Here is an 18,034-nt window from a genome sequence, read left to right on the forward strand (position 1 = left end):
GAACACATATTCGATTTCTACCACGTGCCCGAGCAAAAGTCAGCAATAATCGACCTACAAGTCGAACTGATGTTTGAAGTCGAGAGATGATCGGGATACATTTGCTGTGCAAACAGGCGGATGCATGCAGGCGAAATGGAAGACCGGCACCACAAATCCGGCGCGGACGCGGCGGAGCCGCAAGGAGGCGAACGGACATGAAGGACGACACCTCGCGTACCGCGGGCAGAACCGGGAACGAGCTGTCCGTCGACGCCGGCACCCTCACCGAACGTCAGCGCAAGGTTCTCGAGGTCATTCGAGCCTCGGTCGCCGAGCGCGGCTACCCTCCGAGCATCCGCGAGATCGGCGACGCGGTGGGGCTGACATCGACGTCATCGGTCGCACACCAGCTGCGCACCCTCGAACGTAAGGGTTTCCTCCGCCGCGACCCGAACCGCCCCCGGGCCGTCGACGTACGCGGTCTGGACGGTCCTGCCACGGACACGAGCCAGGGGTTCCAGAGCGTAGATGGCGCCTCGACGACCATCTCGCCCGCTGACGAACTGCCCACACCGACGCTTGTCCCGGTACTCGGCCGGATCGCCGCCGGTGGCCCCATCCTCGCCGAGGAAGCCGTCGAGGACGTCTTCCCCCTGCCTCGCGAACTGGTCGGGCAGGGCTCGTTGTTCCTGCTCAAGGTCGTCGGTGAGTCCATGATCGACGCCGCGATCTGCGACGGCGACTGGGTGGTCGTGCGCCAGCAGAACGTCGCCGACAACGGCGACATCGTGGTCGCGATGATCGACGGGGAAGCCACGGTGAAGACGTTCAAGCGCACCGGCAAGGACGTTTGGCTCATGCCGCACAACCGGTTGTTCGACCCCATACCCGGCAACGACGCCGCGATCCTCGGCAAGGTTGTCACCGTGATGCGCAAGCTCTGAGACGAAACAGGCGGGCCGCGGTTTCACCGCCGGCCCGCCCGTCTCGTTGCCATCGATCAGTTCAGGTCGAGACCCCGGCCGATGATTTCCTTCATGATCTCGCTGGTTCCACCGTAGATGGTCTGGACGCGAGAATCCATGTACGCCTTGGCGATCGGGTACTCGCGCATGTAACCGTAGCCGCCGTGCAACTGAAGGCACCGGTCGATGAGCTTGACCTGAGCCTCGGTCGTCCACCACTTGGCCATCGCCGCCTCCTGCACCGTGAGCTTGCCGGCACACAATTGCTCGGTGAAACGGTCGACGAGGACCCGCACAGCCGTCGCCTCGGTGGACAGCTCCGCAAGCACGAATCGGGTGTTCTGGAAGCTACCGATGGACTTGCCGAAAGCCTTGCGATCGCGGCAGTACTGGATCGTCATCTCGAGGCAGGATTCCATGGCAGCGGCGGCGACCACGGCGATGGACATACGTTCCTGCGGCAAATTCTGCATCAGGTAGATGAAGCCCATCCCCTCCTCGCCGAGCAGGTTCTCGGCAGGCACCCGCACATCCGTGAAGCTGAGTTCAGCCGTGTCCTGGGCCTTCAGTCCGATCTTGTCGAGGTTTCGCCCACGTTCGAAACCCTCCATTCCGCGCTCGACGACGAACAGCGAAAAGCCCTGCGCCCCCTTCTCCGGGTCGGTGCACGCGACGACGATGACGAGGTCAGCATTGATGCCGTTGGTGATGAAAGTCTTGGCGCCGCTGAGGATCCAGTGATCTCCGTCACGCACGGCACGGGTCTTGATGTTCTGCAGGTCGCTGCCGGTGCCGGGTTCGGTCATCGCGATAGCGGTGATGAGCTCACCCGAACAGAACCCCGGAAGCCACCGCCGCTTCTGCTCGTCGTTGGTCAGGTTGATCAGGTACGGCGCGACAACGTCGTTGTGCAGCATGAAGCCGAGGCCTGAGTAGCCGCCGTGGGTCGTCTCCTCGGTGAGGACCATGTTGTAGCGGAAGTCGTCAACTCCCCCGCCGCCGTACTCCTCGGGCACCGCCATGCCGAGGAAGCCCTGCTTGCCAGCCTCTACCCACACCGAGCGATCGACGATGTTCTGCTCCTCCCACTGATCGTGGAAGGGCGCGACGTGCTGGTCGAGAAACTTGCGGTAGGACTCTCGGAATAGTTCGTGCTCCGGTTCGAACAGCGTGCGTTCCACTACTTCTCCTCGTGTCTACGTCCACCGGTGGGTAAGCGGGTGTGCTTCCTCGACACGACCGTAGGGCGCCGGTCAGCGTCGATCCATGACCGAGGCGAGCACGATTCGTGACCGTGTATCGCAGAAACGAACAGTGCTCGGCCGAGGTCAGCGGCGCTGTGCGTAGAGCCGCCGCATCACAGGGTAGGCGATAAGGATGCCGACCGAGCCCCACGCAATGCCGCCCAGTTCGACGGATCCGATCGACAAGGTGAGGTCGCCGACGCCCGCAACGAGGGCGGTCGCGGCCACGGTCAGGTTGACGGGGTCGGTGAGATCGACCTTCGCGTCCAACCAGATCCGCACGCCGAGAACACCGATCAGGCCGTACAGCACGAGGGTCGCGCCGCCGATGACGCCCTCGGGCACGGTGAACACGAGCGCACCGAACTTGGGCGAGAAGGACAAGATGACCGCTGTGGCCGCGGCGATCCAGTAGGCCGCGGTGGAGTAGACACGGGTGGCCGCCATGACGCCGATGTTCTCGGCGTATGTGGTGGTACCCGAACCGCCGCCCACACCGGCAAACGTGGTGGCAAGCCCGTCTGCGAAAAGCGCGTTGCCGGCCTGGTCGTCGAGTGAACGCCCGGTCATGGCAGCGACGGCCTTGACGTGTCCGACGTTCTCGGCGACGAGCACGATCACGACTGGCAGTGCGAGCAGGACCACCGACAGCTCGAAGGTCGGGCCTTGCAGGTCCGGGACGCCGAACCACGCCGCCTCGTTCAGTGCGTCGACCCGCTCGTCGGCGATACCGCCCGTGACGGCGGCAAATACCCAGCCGACAGCGACACCGATCAGAATGCCGAGTCGACCGAGGATGCCCGGGCCGACCACGGTCGCGAGCATGATGGCCAACAACGTGACCGCAGCGATCAGCGGCTGCGCCTGGAAGGATCCTGTGGCCACTGGAGCAAGGTTGAGGCCGATCAGCGCGACGACTGCACCCGTCACGACAGGCGGCATGACGGCGTCGATGACACGGGCGCCTACCGCCTTCACGAGGGCGCCGACCAGCATGAGCACCACACCCGCCGCGACGACGCCGCCGAGCTGAGCTGCGGGACCCTCGCCCGCGGAGGCGCTCAGCGGCGCAATGAAGGCGAAGGACGAACCGAGGTAGCTGGGTATGCGTCCACGGGTGATGAGCAGGAAGAGTGCCGTGCCGATGCCGGAGAAGAGCAGCGTCGTGGTCACCGGGAATCCGGTGATCGTCGGCACCAGCAGCGTGGCACCGAACATCGCGATCACGTGCTGTATGCCGATACCGATGGTGCGCGGCCATGACAGCCGCTCGTGCGGTGCCACCACCGCGCCGTCACTGATTCTTCGGCCGTCACCGTGGACAGCCCAGGACCAGGCGCGGGCCGGCCCCCTCGTCGTGGATTCGGTTCTCTCCAGCTCAATCACGAAACGAGATAGTAGGTGTAGCCGTTACCCGCACCGGAACCGGTGGCGCTCACGGCGCCGGGACCGTGAAGTCGTAGCCGCGGAAGGACGAAGCGTCCTGACGCTCAATCGGCTCCCGAATCCGCCGCCCGGCGGCGCCGAGCCGCGCGTGAGCGACGGTGGACGAGCGCGTAGCTCGCGAGTCCCGCGACAACGGCACCACCGATCAGAACCGAAGTCGGCCCGCCCGCCGACCGGTGTTCATCCGTGCCCTGCTCGGCGGGTCGTTCGTCAGAGCCAGTGATCTCCGCCGACACCGCGACCGGATCCCCTGACGGCAGATTCACTGACTGCCCCCCGCTGCGCGCAAGTTCGTTGGCTCCCCGCAAGATTCGAAGCGGCGGCGGCGGTCCCCCGGCGGTCTCGGAGCCGGAAATCAGGTCACCGTCCGGGGTGAACGCGATGGCCTCGCCCTGTGGCTCATTCGGTAGCTCCACTCGGACGGGAGTGGTTGCCGTGATCGCTCGGACCAGGTCACCGTCGGGGGCCGAATACAAGTACACGTCGGTGTAGGTACGCAGCGCAGCGACCGTGCCGTCGGCACTGACCGCACCGCCGGTTACCAGCGTGGACCCGCCCACCGGCACCGGGCCTCCCGGCGTGGGGGTGGGACCGAGGCGTACTTCGCCGACGCGCTCGAGCGGTGTGGGCCCGGGCGACTCGAGGTCGTCGAGTGCGGAACCACCGACGGGACGATAGATCCCGTTGGCGACGAGGATCTCCTTGGTGACGATCAGCGGGACCCCGTCGCGCTGGACCAACAGCGTCTCCGCGTCGTGTGCATCGTCCGGATAAGTCAGCCGGTGCAGATTCCCCTCGCCGGACGTGGGGTCGAGGCTCGTCAGCGCGACTGTCGAACGAACCCGATTGTTGTCGCCGATGTCGGCGAGCCACAGGCGACCATCCGGCCCGACACCCATGTCCTCGATGTCGTAGGGATCCACGGGCACCGACAGCGTGCTGGTCACGGAGCAGTCCCCGCCCAGCACGGCGACCGTGTCATCGGTCCCGCTGTCACCGACGCCGTACATCGTGCCGTCGATGACAGCAAGCCCAGACAGTTCGCGCAGTGCCGGATCGGTGGGGGTGCACCACTGCTCGAACCGAGCTCCGGGAGCCAGGACTCCGGAGGATCCGGCGCTTTGGGAGGCCGCGGGCGCCGCAACTAGCAGGCTCGACGCGGCCATCACAACCGCTGCCAATGAGAATCGCAGGATGGTGCGGGCGTTACCCACGTCCGGCGTAGTCGACGAGGGCGGATGCAAGCGACTCAGGCACCCGCACCCGCATCCGGGTGCCCTGTTCTTCGTGCGTCGTATCAAGAATCTGACCGTCCGAGTGGATCCGGGCGACGAGATCGCCTCGCGAGTAGGGGACAAGAACATTTACCTCGACCTCGGGGCGACGGACGATCTCACCCAAACGTGCTCGAAGCTCATCGACACCTTCCCCGGTGCTGGCGGAAACGAACACGGCGTCGCGCAGGAGACCACGCAACTGCATCAGGACCACCGGGTCCGCCGCGTCGATCTTGTTTACCACGATCAACTCGGCCGGAGCGGGCATATCGCTCTCGCGGATCACCTCGGTGATCACCTCGCGGACGGCCTTGATCTGGTCGGTCGGGAGCGGATCCGAACCGTCGACGACGTGGAGCAGCAGATCGGCATCCGACACCTCCTCGAGTGTCGACCGAAACGCCTCGACCAGTTGGGTCGGCAGGTGCCGGACGAACCCGACGGTATCGGTCAGGACGTATTCGCGCCCGTCCAAGAACCGGGCCCGTCGAGTAGTGGGGTCGAGGGTGGCGAACAGGGCGTCCTGCACGAGCACACCCGAGCCGGTAAGGGCGTTGAGCAAACTCGACTTGCCGGCGTTCGTGTAACCCACGATCGCGATCGAAGGGATCTCGCTGCGCAGCCGGTGGCTGCGCTTGGTGTCGCGGGCGGACTTCATCCCCTTGATCTCACGCCGCAGCTTCGCCATCCGCTCGCGGATACGCCGACGATCCGTCTCGATCTTGGTCTCACCGGGACCGCGCAGACCGACACCGCCGTTGCTGCCGGCGCGGCCACCTGCCTGTCGGGACATCGACTCGCCCCAACCGCGCAGCCGCGGCAGCATGTATTCCATCTGCGCCAACGCGACCTGGGCCTTGCCCTCCCGGGAGGTGGCGTGCTGAGCGAAGATGTCGAGGATCAGCGCGGTCCGGTCGATGACCTTGACCTTTACGACCTTCTCCAGGGCCGTGAGCTGCGCCGGCGTCAGCTCGCCGTCACAGATGACGGTGTCCGCACCGGTCGCGAGGACGACCTCACGAAGTTCGTCAGCTTTGCCGGAGCCGATGTAGGTGGCGGAGTCCGGCTTGTCCCGTCGTTGCACCAGGCCTTCGAGAACTTCCGAGCCCGCAGTCTCGGCGAGTGCTGCGAGTTCGGCCATGCTCGCGTCCGCCTGCGCGACAGTCCCATGGGTCCACACACCGACCAGGACCACGCGTTCGAGCCGTAGCTGTCGGTACTCGACCTCGGTGACGTCGGTGAGTTCGGTGGACAGTCCCGCAACGCGACGTAGCGCGCTGCGCTCGTCGAGCTGCATTTCACCGACAGATGGTGCAGCAGTGTCTTCGAGATAAGCGTCTTCGAGATAGGCGTCTTCGAGATACTCTTCGCGCTCGAACGCTACCGATCGAGCGGGGAACTCCGGTGTCTCGGTGGACTCCGGCACGGACGGGAACTTGGTGGGTTGTGGTTTCGTCATACACCCTCATGGTCCCACGAACCGTGAGGGGTGCGCACACGGATTTCGCCCGGGACGATCAGACCGGCTCCGTCCACCAGCGATCGTCGACGCGGCCGGCCGCCACCAGCACGGACGGGCCCCGCAATGCCGCTCGGTCGCCCTCGACTGTGACCTCGACCAAACCGCCGGGCACCCGCACCTCGACTTTGCCGTCGCTGCCACCGTTCGCACGCAACGCGGCGACCGCAGCCGCCACAGTTCCGGTACCGCACGAGCGGGTCTCTCCCACGCCGCGTTCATGTACACGCATGTCGACCGATCCACCGTCGAGTGCGGTGAGGATCTCGATATTGACGCCCTCGGGAAAAAATCCGGGATCGAACCCCGGCGAGACCGTCAGATCCAGCGCCGCAAGTGCAGCCGGTGTCATCTCCGGGTCGACGCACGCAAGGTGCGGATTTCCGACGTCGATACCGATTCCGGCCAGCACACGCCCACCGACCGTCGCGGTCGACGGACCGAGATCCCGAACCTGCCCCATGTCGACGGTGACATCGCCATGGACATGGTCGGCGGTATGGACGGTTACCGGACGCCCGCCGGCCCGGCTGCCGACGACGAACTCACTTCGCAATTCGAGACCGGTCGCACACAGGTAGTGGGCGAACACCCGAACGCCGTTGCCGCACATCTCAGCGATCGATCCGTCGGCGTTGCGATAGTCCATGAACCAGTCGTCCGCGCCGACACCGACCGGAAGATCGCGCAAGACGCCCACCGCGGCCAGTGCTCCGGCTCGCGCCACCCGCAGCACGCCATCGGCGCCGAGCCCGCGACGACGATCGCACAGGATCGCAACCCGATGCTCCGGCAGAGCAAGTTCGGCGTCCGGATCCGGGAGGATCACGAAGTCGTTCTCGGTGCCGTGGCCCTTGCTGAACTCCATGAACCCACTCTAGCGAGGCGATCACGCGCTCCTGTGCGTCACCGCCCCTCCACCAGGCGCAACGCCGTGTCGACCAGCTCCGGGTCGGCGCCGTCGACCCAGTGCACGCGCGGGTCGCGGCGGAACCAGGACCGCTGGCGACGCACGTACCGCCGAGTACCGGTGAAGGTTCGCTCGCGGGCCTCCGCAATGTCGTATTCACCGTCGAACATTGCCAGAACCTGCGCGTAGCCGATGGCCCGCTGGGCTGTGACACCCTCGCGGAGGCCTACTTCGACCAACCCCCGAACCTCGTCGACAAGCCCGTTCTCGAACATCCAGTCTGTGCGCAGCCGGATCCGGTCGTCGAGCGCCGCGGTCTCCCGATCAACGCCGATGATGGCTGTGCCCCACCGTGGTTCGCCGATCTTCGGTGCCGAGGCCGCGAAGGGACGACCCGTGATCTCGACGACCTCGAGTGCGCGGACGATGCGTCGCCCATCCGTCGGCAGAATCGTCGCCGCCGCATCCGGATCGACACGCGCGAGTTCGGCGTGTACGGCCGCAACCCCCTCCTCGGCGAGCACGTCCTCCCACCGCGCCCGAACGTCGGGATCGGTTGCGGGAAATGCCCACTCGTCCAACAGCGCCTGCACGTACATCATCGAACCGCCCACGATGATCGGCACCGCGCTCCGCGCTCGGATGTCCTCGACGTCGCGGGACGCCGACTCCTGATAGCGAGCCACGGTCGCGGTCTCGGTCACGTCGAGCACGTCGAGTTGGTAGTGCGGAATGCCGCGGCGCTCCTTCGGAGTGAGCTTGGCGGTGCCCACGTCCATCCCGCGGTAGAGCTGCATCGCATCGATGTTGACGATCTCGCCGCCGAGCCGCTCCGCGAGATCGAGAGCGAGGCTCGACTTGCCGGTTGCCGTGGGGCCGATGACCGCGACCGGGGCCGGAGCGGTCACGGCAGCCACATCCCGACGTGGTAGCCGACACCGTACGGTGCACCCACGTAGAGCGACTCGGACTTGCGCGGACCGCCGGCCTGGCCTCCGAACACCGCCGACAGCGTCTGCCAAGCAGCACGGCCGACGAGTCCGATCGAACCGCACAGCGCGGCGTCGAGGCGGTCGAGCGCGCCGCAGTCTCCCTCCGCGAGGGCCGTGTCCAGCGACGCCTGTACCTGCTCGGAGCGCGGGTCGAACGCACCGGGCGCCTTCTCGGTCAGGGTATTCGCCCCGTCGGCAACGACGAGCAGTGCCTGCGGCGACCGACGTGCGTCGAGTTCGCGTCGCAGCGCCGCACCCAGCTGGGCGCATTCCTCGGCCGGGGTGTCGGGGGCCAGGAGTCGAACCCGGATTTGCGACGCGGGCGCGGCCTGACCGCGCAACCACGCGGCGATGAGCGCAGCGAGGGGCATCGACGGATCGACGTCGGTGCCGGATGCGTCGGGAGACAAGGACACTCGCACGTCGACGCCGAATCCGGCGAACGTGCCACTCGACTCGGGGCCGACTTCGGCGACGAACGGCAGACCGGATTCGGCTACTCCGATTGCCGTCCACTCCGAACACGACTCACCCAGTCGGGACGAGACTGCCAGAGCCGATCGACGCAACTGGTCGGTTTCCCGTGCCGCGTCGCCCGCCAATTGCGGCACCAACAGCGGCGGCGAGGGCACGAAAGCGGCAGCGGTCAACACACTGAGCAACGGTAGTCGACCCGGGGTCACGCCCTATCGGTGTCGTACCTGTTTCAATAGTCTTGAGCAGTCGCTGCAGGCTCCCGCTCGCCCCCGAACTAACGATCGGGGGCGAGCGGGAGGCGACAATGCGATCAGGCAGCCGTGACGCGCGGCAGAGACGAGGAGCTATGACCGAGAGCAACGCACCCAAGCCGGGTACCCCGAAGCCGGGTGTCCCCAAGCCCGGCGGCGCCAAGCCGGGTGCCACGAGATCGAGCTCACCCAAGCCCGGTCCGGCTCCGAGCCACGCCAAACCTGTGGTCGCGGCCAGCGATCCGAGTCTGTTCGGCCGAGTCGACGAGGACGGCACCGTATGGGTGAAGACGGCCGAGGGCGAACGTCAAATCGGTTCGTGGCAGGCGGGCGACGCTGCCGAAGGCCTCGCACACTTCGGTCGACGCTACGACGACCTGGCGACCGAGGTCTCACTTCTCGAGTCCCGTCTCGCGTCCGGAACGGGAGACGCCAAGAAGACCCGGGCGGCCGCCGAGGCGCTCGCGGAGTCGCTGCCGACGGCCGCCGTAATCGGCGACATCGATTCTCTCCGCGTCCGGTTGACCGCCATCATCGAGGGGTCGGTGCACGCCGAGGAGCGGGCCAAGCAGGACCGGGAGCAGAATCGCCTGGAGCAGACCGCCCGTAAGGAGGCGCTGGCCGCCGAGGCGGAGCAGATAGGCGCCGAGTCCACGCAGTGGAAGGTCGCGGGAGATCGGCTGCGGGAGATCCTCGACGAGTGGAAGACGATCCGCGGTCTCGACCGGAAGACCGACGACGCCTTGTGGCGGCGGTTTTCGAAGGCGCGGGAGTCGTTCAATCGGCGGCGCGGCACCCACTTCGCCGAACTCGATCGCGAACGCGCAAGTGCCAAGACCCGCAAAGAGGAACTGATCGCCCAGGCCGAGGAGTTGTCCACGTCCACCGACTGGGGACCGACCGCCGCACGATTCCGGGACCTGCTCGCCGAGTGGAAGGTTGCCGGACGCGCACCCCGCGAGGCCGACGACGCCCTGTGGCGACGGTTCAAGGAGGCGCAGGACGTCTTCTTTGCGGCTCGAAACGCTGCTGCGTCCGAACGCGATGCCGAGTTCACACAGAATGCCCTTGCCAAGGAGGAACTACTGAAGGGCGCGCAGAACATCGACCCCGAGAAGGACCTCGATGCGGCACGCGCGGCACTGCGTGAACTACAAGAGAAGTGGGACGAGATCGGAAAGGTTCCCCGCGAGCGCATGCATGACCTCGAGGGCAAGCTGCGCGCGATCGAAAAGCGCGTTCGTGACGCGGCCGACTCCGAGTGGCGCCGAACCGATCCCGAGGCGCTGGCCCGCGCCGCACAGTTCCGCGAGCGCGTTGCCCAGTTCGAGGAGCAGGCTGCAAAGGCGACCGCGGCCGGCCGAACCAAGGACGCCGAGAAGGCACTCGCCCAAGCCCAGCAATGGCGAGAATGGGCCGAGGCCGCAGAGGGGGCTGTGGGCGAACGCTGAGTCGCCCGATTCACGAGCGAGGGGTGCGACGCCATTCGGCGTCGCACCCCTCGCTCGTCACTGGGGCAACTTCTGTCGGGAAATCACACGGTCCACTCGTCGCGGCCGGATTCGCCCTCGGCGGCCCGGCGCCGATCCTCCTCTGCTGCAAGCTGCATCGCGGTCCTGCTCCACACCACCCTGATCCAGTGGAACGTGAGCACGATGACGGTGATCCAACCGAGCACCAGACCAATGCCCGGGCCGGCACCGTACTCGCCGGGCAAGAGAGTCTGCCGGGACCAGATCGCCAGCATCCCGAACACCGCGGACACCGCCGTCCCGGCCAGCGCGATCCACGCGAGCACCCAACGCCGGGTCACCAGCGCCAGAATCGAGAAGACACCGCCGAACACGACCGCGAGCCACACGAAGATCCGCGACGGCAGCTTGATGTGCTCGTCGACCGCCGCGTCCGCGTTTACGAGAACCTCCCAGCCGTTCGCCGATCCGGCGTGCGGCAGCGTGAACGAGAGCAGCAGTAGCAGCACGCACACCGCGACCACGACCGCCCGCATCCCCGGGTCGATCTCGCCGGCGATCTTCTTCTCCGCGGCCTCGAAGTCCTTCTCGTACTCGCGCATAGGGTCCGGAGTGTTCCCATCGTCGGCGAAGTCGCCCCTGTCGGTCATGCGTTGCATCCCATCTGTACGGGCATCGGTGCAGGGACGCCCACCTGGGGCAGTCCCAATCCGACACCGATCGGCGGGGTCTTGGGGGTGACCCCTCGCTCGAACGAATCTCCGGCACGAGTGCGTCGATGAGTGACGATCGGATCGTCTGCGACAAGGTGGTGCGGGGCAGCGTCGGTCACGACCACCGTGATGACATCACCGGGGCGCAAGTCACCGTCGAGGTTGCCCTCAGGCCGGAAGTGGACCAGGCGTCCGTCACGAGCCCGGCCGCTCATACGCGCGGTCTCGGCGTCCTTGCGGCCGTCACCGGTGGTCACCAGCAACTCGACCTCGGCGCCGACGAGCTTGCTGTTCTCCTCGAGGGTGATCTTCTCCTGGAGTGCGATGAGACGGTTGTATCGTTCCTGTACAACCGCCTTCGGGATCTGATCCTCCATCTCCGCGGCGGGCGTCCCGGGACGCTTGGAGTACTGGAAGGTGAAAGCGCTCGTGAACCGCGCCTGCCGGACCACCTCGAGCGTGGCCTGAAAGTCCTCCTCCGTCTCGCCGGGGAAGCCGACAATTATGTCGGTCGTGATGGCGGCGTGCGGCATCGCGGCGCGGACCTTCTCGATGATCCCGAGGAACTTGGCGCTCCGGTACGACCGACGCATCGCCTTGAGGACGCGATCCGAACCGGACTGCAGCGGCATGTGCAGTTGTGGGCACACGTTCGGAGTGGTCGCCATCGCCTCGATCACATCGTCGGTGAACTCCGCCGGATGCGGGGAGGTGAATCGGACCCGCTCGAGTCCCTCGATCCCGCCGCATGCACGCAGGAGTTTCGCGAAGGCGCCGCGGTCGCGCGGCTGACCGGGGTCCGCGAACGAGACGCCGTAGGAGTTGACGTTCTGGCCCAGCAGGGTCACCTCCAGAACGCCCTCGTTCACCAGAGCCTGAACCTCGGCGAGAATGTCGCCGGGCCGACGGTCGACCTCCTTGCCGCGCAGGGAGGGCACGATGCAAAACGTGCACGTGTTGTTGCAGCCGACGGAGATCGATACCCACCCCGCGTAAGCGGACTCGCGCTTGGCGGGCAGCGTCGACGGGAAGGCCTCGAGCGATTCGAGAATCTCCACCTCAGCGCTCTTGTTGTGCCGGGCGCGTTCGAGCAGCGCGGGGAGCGAGCCGAGGTTGTGGGTTCCGAACACGACATCCACCCACGGTGCCCTCTTCACAACGGTGTCGCGGTCCTTCTGGGCGAGGCACCCACCGACCGCGATTTGCATCCCCGGCCGCTGCTCCTTCACCGGAGCGAGATGGCTGAGATTGCCGTACAGCTTGTTGTCCGCGTTCTCGCGCACGGCGCAGGTATTGAAGACCACCAGGTCCGCCTGCTCCCCCGGTGCCGCCCTGTTGTAACCGGCATCCTCGAGCAGGCCCGACAACCGCTCGGAGTCGTGCACGTTCATTTGACAGCCATACGTGCGGACCTCGTAACTGCGTCCGGCGTTCTGGTCGTTCATCTCCACGAATCCAAGGGTACGGCCCGACGCAAAACCGTCAGTTCCAGCCACAACACTCGGCCCGACCACGGCCCGACCACGGACCGGAACTGGATCGTTCAAGATTGTCTTAATTTGGACCGGCCAAGATCCTGTCTCACACCTATATGGTGCATATATGGTTGGCTGTTATGACGCAGGGTGAGATAACCGGAACAATCGCCGGGGCCCGGTCGATGATCTCGATGAAGCGGGTCAACAAGCACTTCGGCGACTTGCACGTTCTGCGCGACATCGATCTGGAGATCGCCACAGGCCAGGTCGTTGTGATGCTTGGCCCGTCTGGCTCCGGCAAGTCGACGCTCTGCCGGACGATCAACCGACTCGAGCCCGTCGACGAGGGCACCATCGCGATCGATGGCGTGCCCGTACCAGCAGAGGGCCGGGCGCTCGCCCGGTTGCGCTCCGATGTCGGCATGGTCTTCCAGAGCTTCAATCTCTTCGCGCACAAGACCGTCCTCGAGAACGTGATGCTCGCGCCGGTCAAGGTCCGCAGGATCGACAGGACGAAGGCCAAGGAACGCGCACTCGCGCTCCTCGAGCGCGTCGGTATCCGAGAGCAGGCTGAGAAGTATCCGGCCCAGCTGTCGGGCGGACAGCAGCAGCGTGTGGCGATCGCGCGGTCCCTCGCGATGGACCCGAAGGTCATGCTGTTCGACGAGCCGACCTCCGCGCTCGACCCCGAAATGGTCAACGAGGTACTCGACGTCATGGTGAATCTTGCCAAGGAGGGCATGACGATGATCGTCGTGACCCACGAGATGGGCTTCGCCCGCAAGGCCGCCGACCGAATCATCTTCATGGCCGACGGCTCGATCCTCGAGGACACCGATCCGGAGACCTTCTTCACCGCACCGACGTCCGACCGCGCCAAGGACTTCCTCGCCAAGATCCTCGGCCACTGACAAGATCCACGGCCACCGACAAAATCGACGGCCACTGAACTGGGATGAAAGAAAGAAGGTGATCCGCATGCGAACCCGATTCCCCCGTCTGCTGGGGGCCGTCGCCGCGCTGACGACCGTCGCGCTCACCGCGGCCGCGTGCGGCAGCAGCGAACCTCGGGATGTCCTGGCCGATGCCGCGGCAGGTCACCTCACGATCGGCACCAAGTACGACCAGCCCGGGCTGGGACTGCGCGAACCGGACAGGACGATGACCGGCTTCGACGTCGCGGTTGCCAGGTACGTCGCGAACTACCTAGGGGTCCCCGAGAGCGGGATCACCTGGCGTGAATCACCGTCGGGGCAGCGAGAAAACCTGATCAGGAACGGCGAGGTCGACTTCATAGCGGGCACGTACTCGATCACCGACAGCCGCAAGAGGGTCGTCGACTTCGCCGGGCCGTACTTCATCGCCGGCCAGTCATTGCTCGTCCGCGCCGATGACGACTCGATCACCGGCGCCGAGTCACTGCAGGACGGGAAGAAGCTCTGCTCGGTGTCCGGTTCGACGCCGGCACAGGAGATCAAGCGGTCGTACCCGGGCGTACAGCTGCAGGAGTTCGACAGCTACTCGTCATGCGTGGAAGCGCTGTACCGCGGCAAGGTCGACGCGCTGACCACCGACGACATCATCCTGGCCGGCTATGCGTCCCAGTACCCCGGTGAGTTCAAGCTCGCCGGCGAACCGTTCACCACCGAGCTGTACGGCATCGGCCTCCCCAAGGGCGATACCGCCGCCCGCGAGAAGATCAACGACGCGATCGAGGACATGGTGGCGACAGGAGCATGGCAGCGAGCACTCGAGGAGGCGGTCGGCGCGTCCGGGTACGCGCTGCCGCCGTCCCCGACGGTCTACCGGTACTGACGCGGAGGAAGGCGACATGGGACTGCTCGACACCTACGGTGACCAGCTCGTCAGCGCCTTCTGGACGACAGTGCAGCTCACCTTCTGGTCCGCGGTCGGCGCCCTGATCTGGGGCACCATCCTGGCGGCCATGCGGGTCTCTCCAGTACCGATCCTGCGAGTCTTCGCGAGCTGGTACGTCAATATCTTTCGGAACACGCCGCTGACGCTGATCGTGGTGTTCTGCTCGATCGGCCTCTACCAGAACCTCGGCGTCCACTTCGCACCCGAAGACTCCCCGACGTTCATCGACAACAACAACTTCCGGCTCGCGGTACTCGGATTCATCCTCTACACCTCGGCATTCGTGTGCGAGTCGCTGCGATCGGGGATCAACACCGTCCCCCTCGGTCAGGCCGAGGCGGCACGCTCGCTGGGTCTGTCCTTCACCCAGAGCATCCGCATGATCGTGCTGCCTCAGGCATTCCGCGCGGTCATCGCCCCGCTGGGCAGTGTGCTCATCGCTCTGACGAAGAACACGACGATCGCTTCGGCAATCGGCGTGGCCGAGGCGTCGCTCCTCATGAAGACGATGATCGAGAACGAGGCCGACAGGCTGTTCCTCGTCTTCGGGATCTTCGCCATCGGGTTCATGGTCCTGACCTTGCCGATCGGGTTCCTGTTCGGCTACCTCGGCAAGCGATTGGCGGTGAAGCGATGACTCAGCAGGCCAGCGTTCTCTTCGACATCCCTGGTGCCCGAGCCCGAGTCCGAAACCGACTGATCGCGATCGTCTTCGGCGTCACCCTGGTCGTGGTCGCGCTGTACGTGCTCAAAGTGCTGGCCGACAACGGTCAACTCGAAGCGGAAAAGTGGTCGCCGTTCCTGGACCACTTGACCTGGTCTACATACCTGCTGCCCGGCTTGCGGGGAACACTGCTCGCGGCCGCCCTGTCTATTGTGTTCGCACTCATCCTCGGCGCGATCCTCGGCATCGGACGGCTCTCGGTTCACCGATCCGTACGCTGGATCAGCGGCTCGTTCGTCGAGTTCTTCCGCGCGATCCCCGTGCTGATCCTGATGATCTTCGCCTACCAGGCGTTCGCGCAGTACGGTGTCTTCCCGTCGAGCCAGTTGGCTCTGGCCGCGGTCGTGGTGGGCTTGACGCTGTACAACGGTTCGGTGATGGCAGAGATCCTGCGGGCCGGAATCCTGTCGTTGCCCAGGGGCCAGACCGAGGCGGCTGTCGCCCTCGGCTTGCGCAAGAGTCAGATGATGCGGATAGTCCTGCTGCCGCAGGCAATCACCGCGATGCTGCCGGCCCTGGTCTCACAGATGGTTGTCGCGCTCAAGGACTCGGCGCTCGGTTACCAGATCGGATACATAGAACTTATCCGCAGTGGCCAGCAGGCAGCGTCGTACTACCGCAACTTCTTCGCCGCACTGGTCGTGGTCGGGGTGATCATGATTGCCATCAACTTCGGGCTTGCATGGTTCGCGACCTGGCTCGAGAAGCGACTGCGTACCGGAAGCAAGAGGGGCCGGCGGCCGGAGATGGTCCCGATCGACACCACAGAACTCGACGGCGCGCCGGGCGTCGACGACTTCAGCGATGTCATGCAGCAGCAACCGCCGCCGCGTTGATCGACACGAGCGCTCGATCTTGCCGTTCGTTTGGGGCCGATACGGGCGTGTTCGCTTCGGCTCGATACCAAGAGCGGTGCAGGTATCCCGCCACAGATGGGAGCGGTAGGCGCCCATAGGCGACGCGGAAATAGTCATCGATCACGGTGTGGACTAAGGCATGACCCATCTTCGGTCCGCGGTGGTTGGACTTTGCCCGATGTGGCTGCGCGGTTCTTGCCTCCCTGGCGGCGGCCGACGTAGCGCCGGCCTCCGCCGTCGGGGATGTTCCCGGTTTCTTTACGTCGAGATGGACGAGCGAGCCTGGGCCCGGGTACTCGTAGCGGCGCACGGGCTCACCGGTAGCGCGGTCGACGTGACTGAGCCGGTTGCTTCGGCGGCGATGAGTTGTGCGAGGTCGTCGGAGCGGCTCCACATGGGCCAGTGGCCAGTCGGGAGATCGATGAGGTCAAGGTGCTGAAGGTTCGCGACCTCGGCGAACATTGGGTGACCGGCGTTGGCCAGCTCCATCAGCTGCGCGCTCGGGATCGAGCAGCACACCACCGTGGTCGGGATCTTCAGACGTGCATCGTTGGTGAGTTCCACTGGCTGGCGAAGCACGGAACCGGGCTCCGGGACGGCCCGTGCCCGGAAGCGCTCGAGAACGTGACTGCTCAAGCCTTCAAGGCTGGCCTGCTCCTCGAGCGCGTCGAAGGGTGGCAGGGGCAGCTCGTCTAGATCGTCCGGCATGTCTGGAGCGAAGACGCTTCCGGGCGCTACCGGCCCGCTGTCAACCCAGACCACACGGCGGACGAGCTCGGGGTGCTGATCGAGCACAAGGCTTACCGGGGCGTTGGCTCCGCTGTGCGCCACGATGACCACCGCCTGCTCTTCGGTAGCGGCGGCCTTTTCGATCGCCGCTACCTGGTCGTCGAGTGTCCTGAACGCTCGTTCGCGGTCGCCCTCATCCAGGCCGGGAAGAGTCATTGGGATGGCTCGCCGGCCGGCAGCGGTCAGGTGTTCCACCACCTCGTCCCACGCCCACGCCCCCAGCCAGTGGCCAGCGATCAGGATGATGGTTGGTTCGCTCGTGTTGGTCGTCATGCTGCGATGCTCACATGCCCCTTGGACAAGAGTGTGTCACCATTTCTGACATGATTTTCGCTGGGGCCCAGAAATGAAGCGGGCGGAGCGGCTCCACGCACTGTCCGAGATGCTGCGCCGGGCTGGTTCCCGTGGATGCACTGCTGAGCGCCTGGCGGCGGAGTTCGGCGTGTCGGTGCGGACAGTCAAGAGAGATCTCACCGCCCTCGAGAACAGCGGTGTGCCGATCTGGTCGCGCCCCGGGCCTGGCGGCGGCTACGGTCTAGCCGCTCGGGCGAGCCTCCCGCCGGTCAGCCTGAGCCCCGCGCAGGCGGTGGCGCTACTTGCGGCCGTCTCAGCTGCGTCCGACGCCCCTTATGCAGACCTGGCCTCCGCTGGCGTTCGGAAGATCCTGGACGTCCTCGACCCCAGGACCCGAACGAAAGCCGACGAGCTCGCGAGTCGCGTTTGGGTGGACACACCATCGTCTTCCGTTCGCGCGGTCAGATCGGCACTCGAAGAAGCGATGGCCGAGCAACGCGTCGTGCGTATCCGTTACATCTCGCGTGACGACAGCGAGACGACCCGTGACGTCGAGCCGATCATGTTCGCATCCACAAACGGCCGCTGGTACCTGATCGGCTGGTGTCGGTTACGCAGCGATATCCGGTGGTTCCTCGTGACGCGAATCGAGCACGCCAGCGTGACCAAGATTCCCTGTGGTGGCCACAGTGTTCAGGAGGTTGGCACTCCCCCCGCGACGGCAAGGTCCGTGCAGAGCCGAGGTGAGTGAGGCGATCAATCAACG

General features: G+C 65.8%; 17 protein-coding genes and 1 pseudogene. 7 read left to right on the plus strand and 11 right to left on the minus strand.

The genetic code is table 11. The features are described 5' to 3' along the window. Positions 1-197: 197 nt before the first annotated feature. A complete protein-coding gene (lexA, locus tag EF834_RS10490; protein WP_127947131.1) occupies positions 198-926 on the plus strand; it encodes a transcriptional repressor LexA in 729 nt (242 codons plus the stop codon). Between the two features lie 56 nt (positions 927-982). Here the strand turns inward: lexA and EF834_RS10495 are convergent, their stop codons facing one another. The 7 genes from EF834_RS10495 to EF834_RS10525 all read right to left on the minus strand — a co-directional run bounded on the left by EF834_RS10495 (position 983) and on the right by EF834_RS10525 (position 8,988). Continuing rightward, positions 983-2,128, minus strand: coding sequence for an acyl-CoA dehydrogenase family protein (locus EF834_RS10495; protein ID WP_127947132.1), 1,146 nt, complete (start codon positions 2,126-2,128; stop codon positions 983-985). A 147-nt stretch (positions 2,129-2,275) separates the two neighbouring features. Beyond that, the gene (locus tag EF834_RS10500; protein WP_408014493.1) at positions 2,276-3,577 is read right to left on the minus strand and encodes a uracil-xanthine permease family protein; all 1,302 of its coding nucleotides are present in this window, start codon (positions 3,575-3,577) and stop codon (positions 2,276-2,278) included. Between the two features lie 104 nt (positions 3,578-3,681). Next, entirely contained in the window at positions 3,682-4,851 is a 1,170-nt protein-coding gene (locus tag EF834_RS10505) for a hypothetical protein (protein ID WP_235871097.1), read from the minus strand. Next, positions 4,844-6,373, minus strand: a complete 1,530-nt coding sequence (hflX, locus tag EF834_RS10510; RefSeq protein ID WP_235871098.1) for a GTPase HflX — start codon at positions 6,371-6,373, stop codon at positions 4,844-4,846. The genes EF834_RS10505 and hflX overlap by 8 nt, the downstream gene beginning before the upstream one ends. A gap of 58 nt (positions 6,374-6,431) precedes the next feature. Next, a complete protein-coding gene (dapF, locus tag EF834_RS10515) occupies positions 6,432-7,301 on the minus strand; it encodes a diaminopimelate epimerase (protein ID WP_127947133.1) in 870 nt (289 codons plus the stop codon). A gap of 38 nt (positions 7,302-7,339) precedes the next feature. After that, entirely contained in the window at positions 7,340-8,251 is a 912-nt protein-coding gene (gene miaA, locus EF834_RS10520) for a tRNA (adenosine(37)-N6)-dimethylallyltransferase MiaA (RefSeq protein ID WP_206615252.1), read from the minus strand. Next, on the minus strand, positions 8,248-8,988 hold the full coding sequence (locus EF834_RS10525; protein ID WP_127947135.1) for a class III extradiol ring-cleavage dioxygenase family protein: 741 nt from the start codon (positions 8,986-8,988) through the stop codon (positions 8,248-8,250). The genes miaA and EF834_RS10525 overlap by 4 nt, the downstream gene beginning before the upstream one ends. A 170-nt stretch (positions 8,989-9,158) precedes the next feature. Here EF834_RS10525 and EF834_RS10530 point away from each other — a divergent pair, with 170 nt between their 5' ends. After that, on the plus strand, positions 9,159-10,514 hold the full coding sequence (locus EF834_RS10530; protein ID WP_127947136.1) for a DUF349 domain-containing protein: 1,356 nt from the start codon (positions 9,159-9,161) through the stop codon (positions 10,512-10,514). Between the two features lie 83 nt (positions 10,515-10,597). On the opposite strand, the gene EF834_RS10535 is transcribed toward EF834_RS10530, so the two are convergent. Both EF834_RS10535 and miaB read right to left on the minus strand, forming a co-directional pair. Further along, positions 10,598-11,194: an Rv2732c family membrane protein gene (locus EF834_RS10535; RefSeq protein WP_408014494.1), complete on the minus strand. Its 597-nt coding sequence runs from the start codon at positions 11,192-11,194 to the stop codon at positions 10,598-10,600. Further along, complete coding sequence (miaB, locus tag EF834_RS10540; protein WP_127947351.1) at positions 11,182-12,693, minus strand: tRNA (N6-isopentenyl adenosine(37)-C2)-methylthiotransferase MiaB; 1,512 nt, start codon at positions 12,691-12,693, stop codon at positions 11,182-11,184. The genes EF834_RS10535 and miaB overlap by 13 nt, the downstream gene beginning before the upstream one ends. Positions 12,694-12,908: 215 nt before the next feature. On the opposite strand from miaB, the gene EF834_RS10545 reads away from it, so the two are divergent. The 4 genes from EF834_RS10545 (at position 12,909) to EF834_RS10560 (ending at position 16,164) form a co-directional block, all read left to right on the plus strand. Beyond that, entirely contained in the window at positions 12,909-13,637 is a 729-nt protein-coding gene (locus tag EF834_RS10545) for an amino acid ABC transporter ATP-binding protein (RefSeq protein ID WP_164874120.1), read from the plus strand. A gap of 67 nt (positions 13,638-13,704) precedes the next feature. Then, entirely contained in the window at positions 13,705-14,541 is an 837-nt protein-coding gene (locus EF834_RS10550; protein ID WP_127947139.1) for a glutamate ABC transporter substrate-binding protein, read from the plus strand. A 16-nt stretch (positions 14,542-14,557) separates the two neighbouring features. Beyond that, on the plus strand, positions 14,558-15,241 hold the full coding sequence (locus tag EF834_RS10555) for an amino acid ABC transporter permease (RefSeq protein WP_127947140.1): 684 nt from the start codon (positions 14,558-14,560) through the stop codon (positions 15,239-15,241). Next, positions 15,238-16,164 (plus strand): amino acid ABC transporter permease, encoded by a 927-nt coding sequence (locus tag EF834_RS10560; RefSeq protein ID WP_127947141.1) that lies wholly within the window; start codon positions 15,238-15,240, stop codon positions 16,162-16,164. The genes EF834_RS10555 and EF834_RS10560 overlap by 4 nt, the downstream gene beginning before the upstream one ends. Here the strand turns inward: EF834_RS10560 and EF834_RS18300 are convergent. Next, positions 16,159-16,561: pseudogene (locus tag EF834_RS18300) on the minus strand (IS481 family transposase); the annotation flags it as partial. The gene EF834_RS10560 and the pseudogene EF834_RS18300 overlap by 6 nt on opposite strands. Then, the gene (locus EF834_RS10570) at positions 16,444-17,247 is read right to left on the minus strand and encodes an alpha/beta fold hydrolase (RefSeq protein WP_127947142.1); all 804 of its coding nucleotides are present in this window, start codon (positions 17,245-17,247) and stop codon (positions 16,444-16,446) included. The gene EF834_RS10570 and the pseudogene EF834_RS18300, both read right to left, overlap by 118 nt. 73 nt (positions 17,248-17,320) lie before the next feature. Here EF834_RS10570 and EF834_RS10575 point away from each other — a divergent pair, with 73 nt between their 5' ends. Continuing rightward, positions 17,321-18,019, plus strand: a complete 699-nt coding sequence (locus EF834_RS10575) for a helix-turn-helix transcriptional regulator (protein ID WP_127947143.1) — start codon at positions 17,321-17,323, stop codon at positions 18,017-18,019. Positions 18,020-18,034: the final 15 nt, after the last annotated feature.

This window comes from Rhodococcus spongiicola, from assembly GCF_004011835.1.
Taxonomy (GTDB): domain Bacteria; phylum Actinomycetota; class Actinomycetes; order Mycobacteriales; family Mycobacteriaceae; genus Prescottella; species Prescottella spongiicola.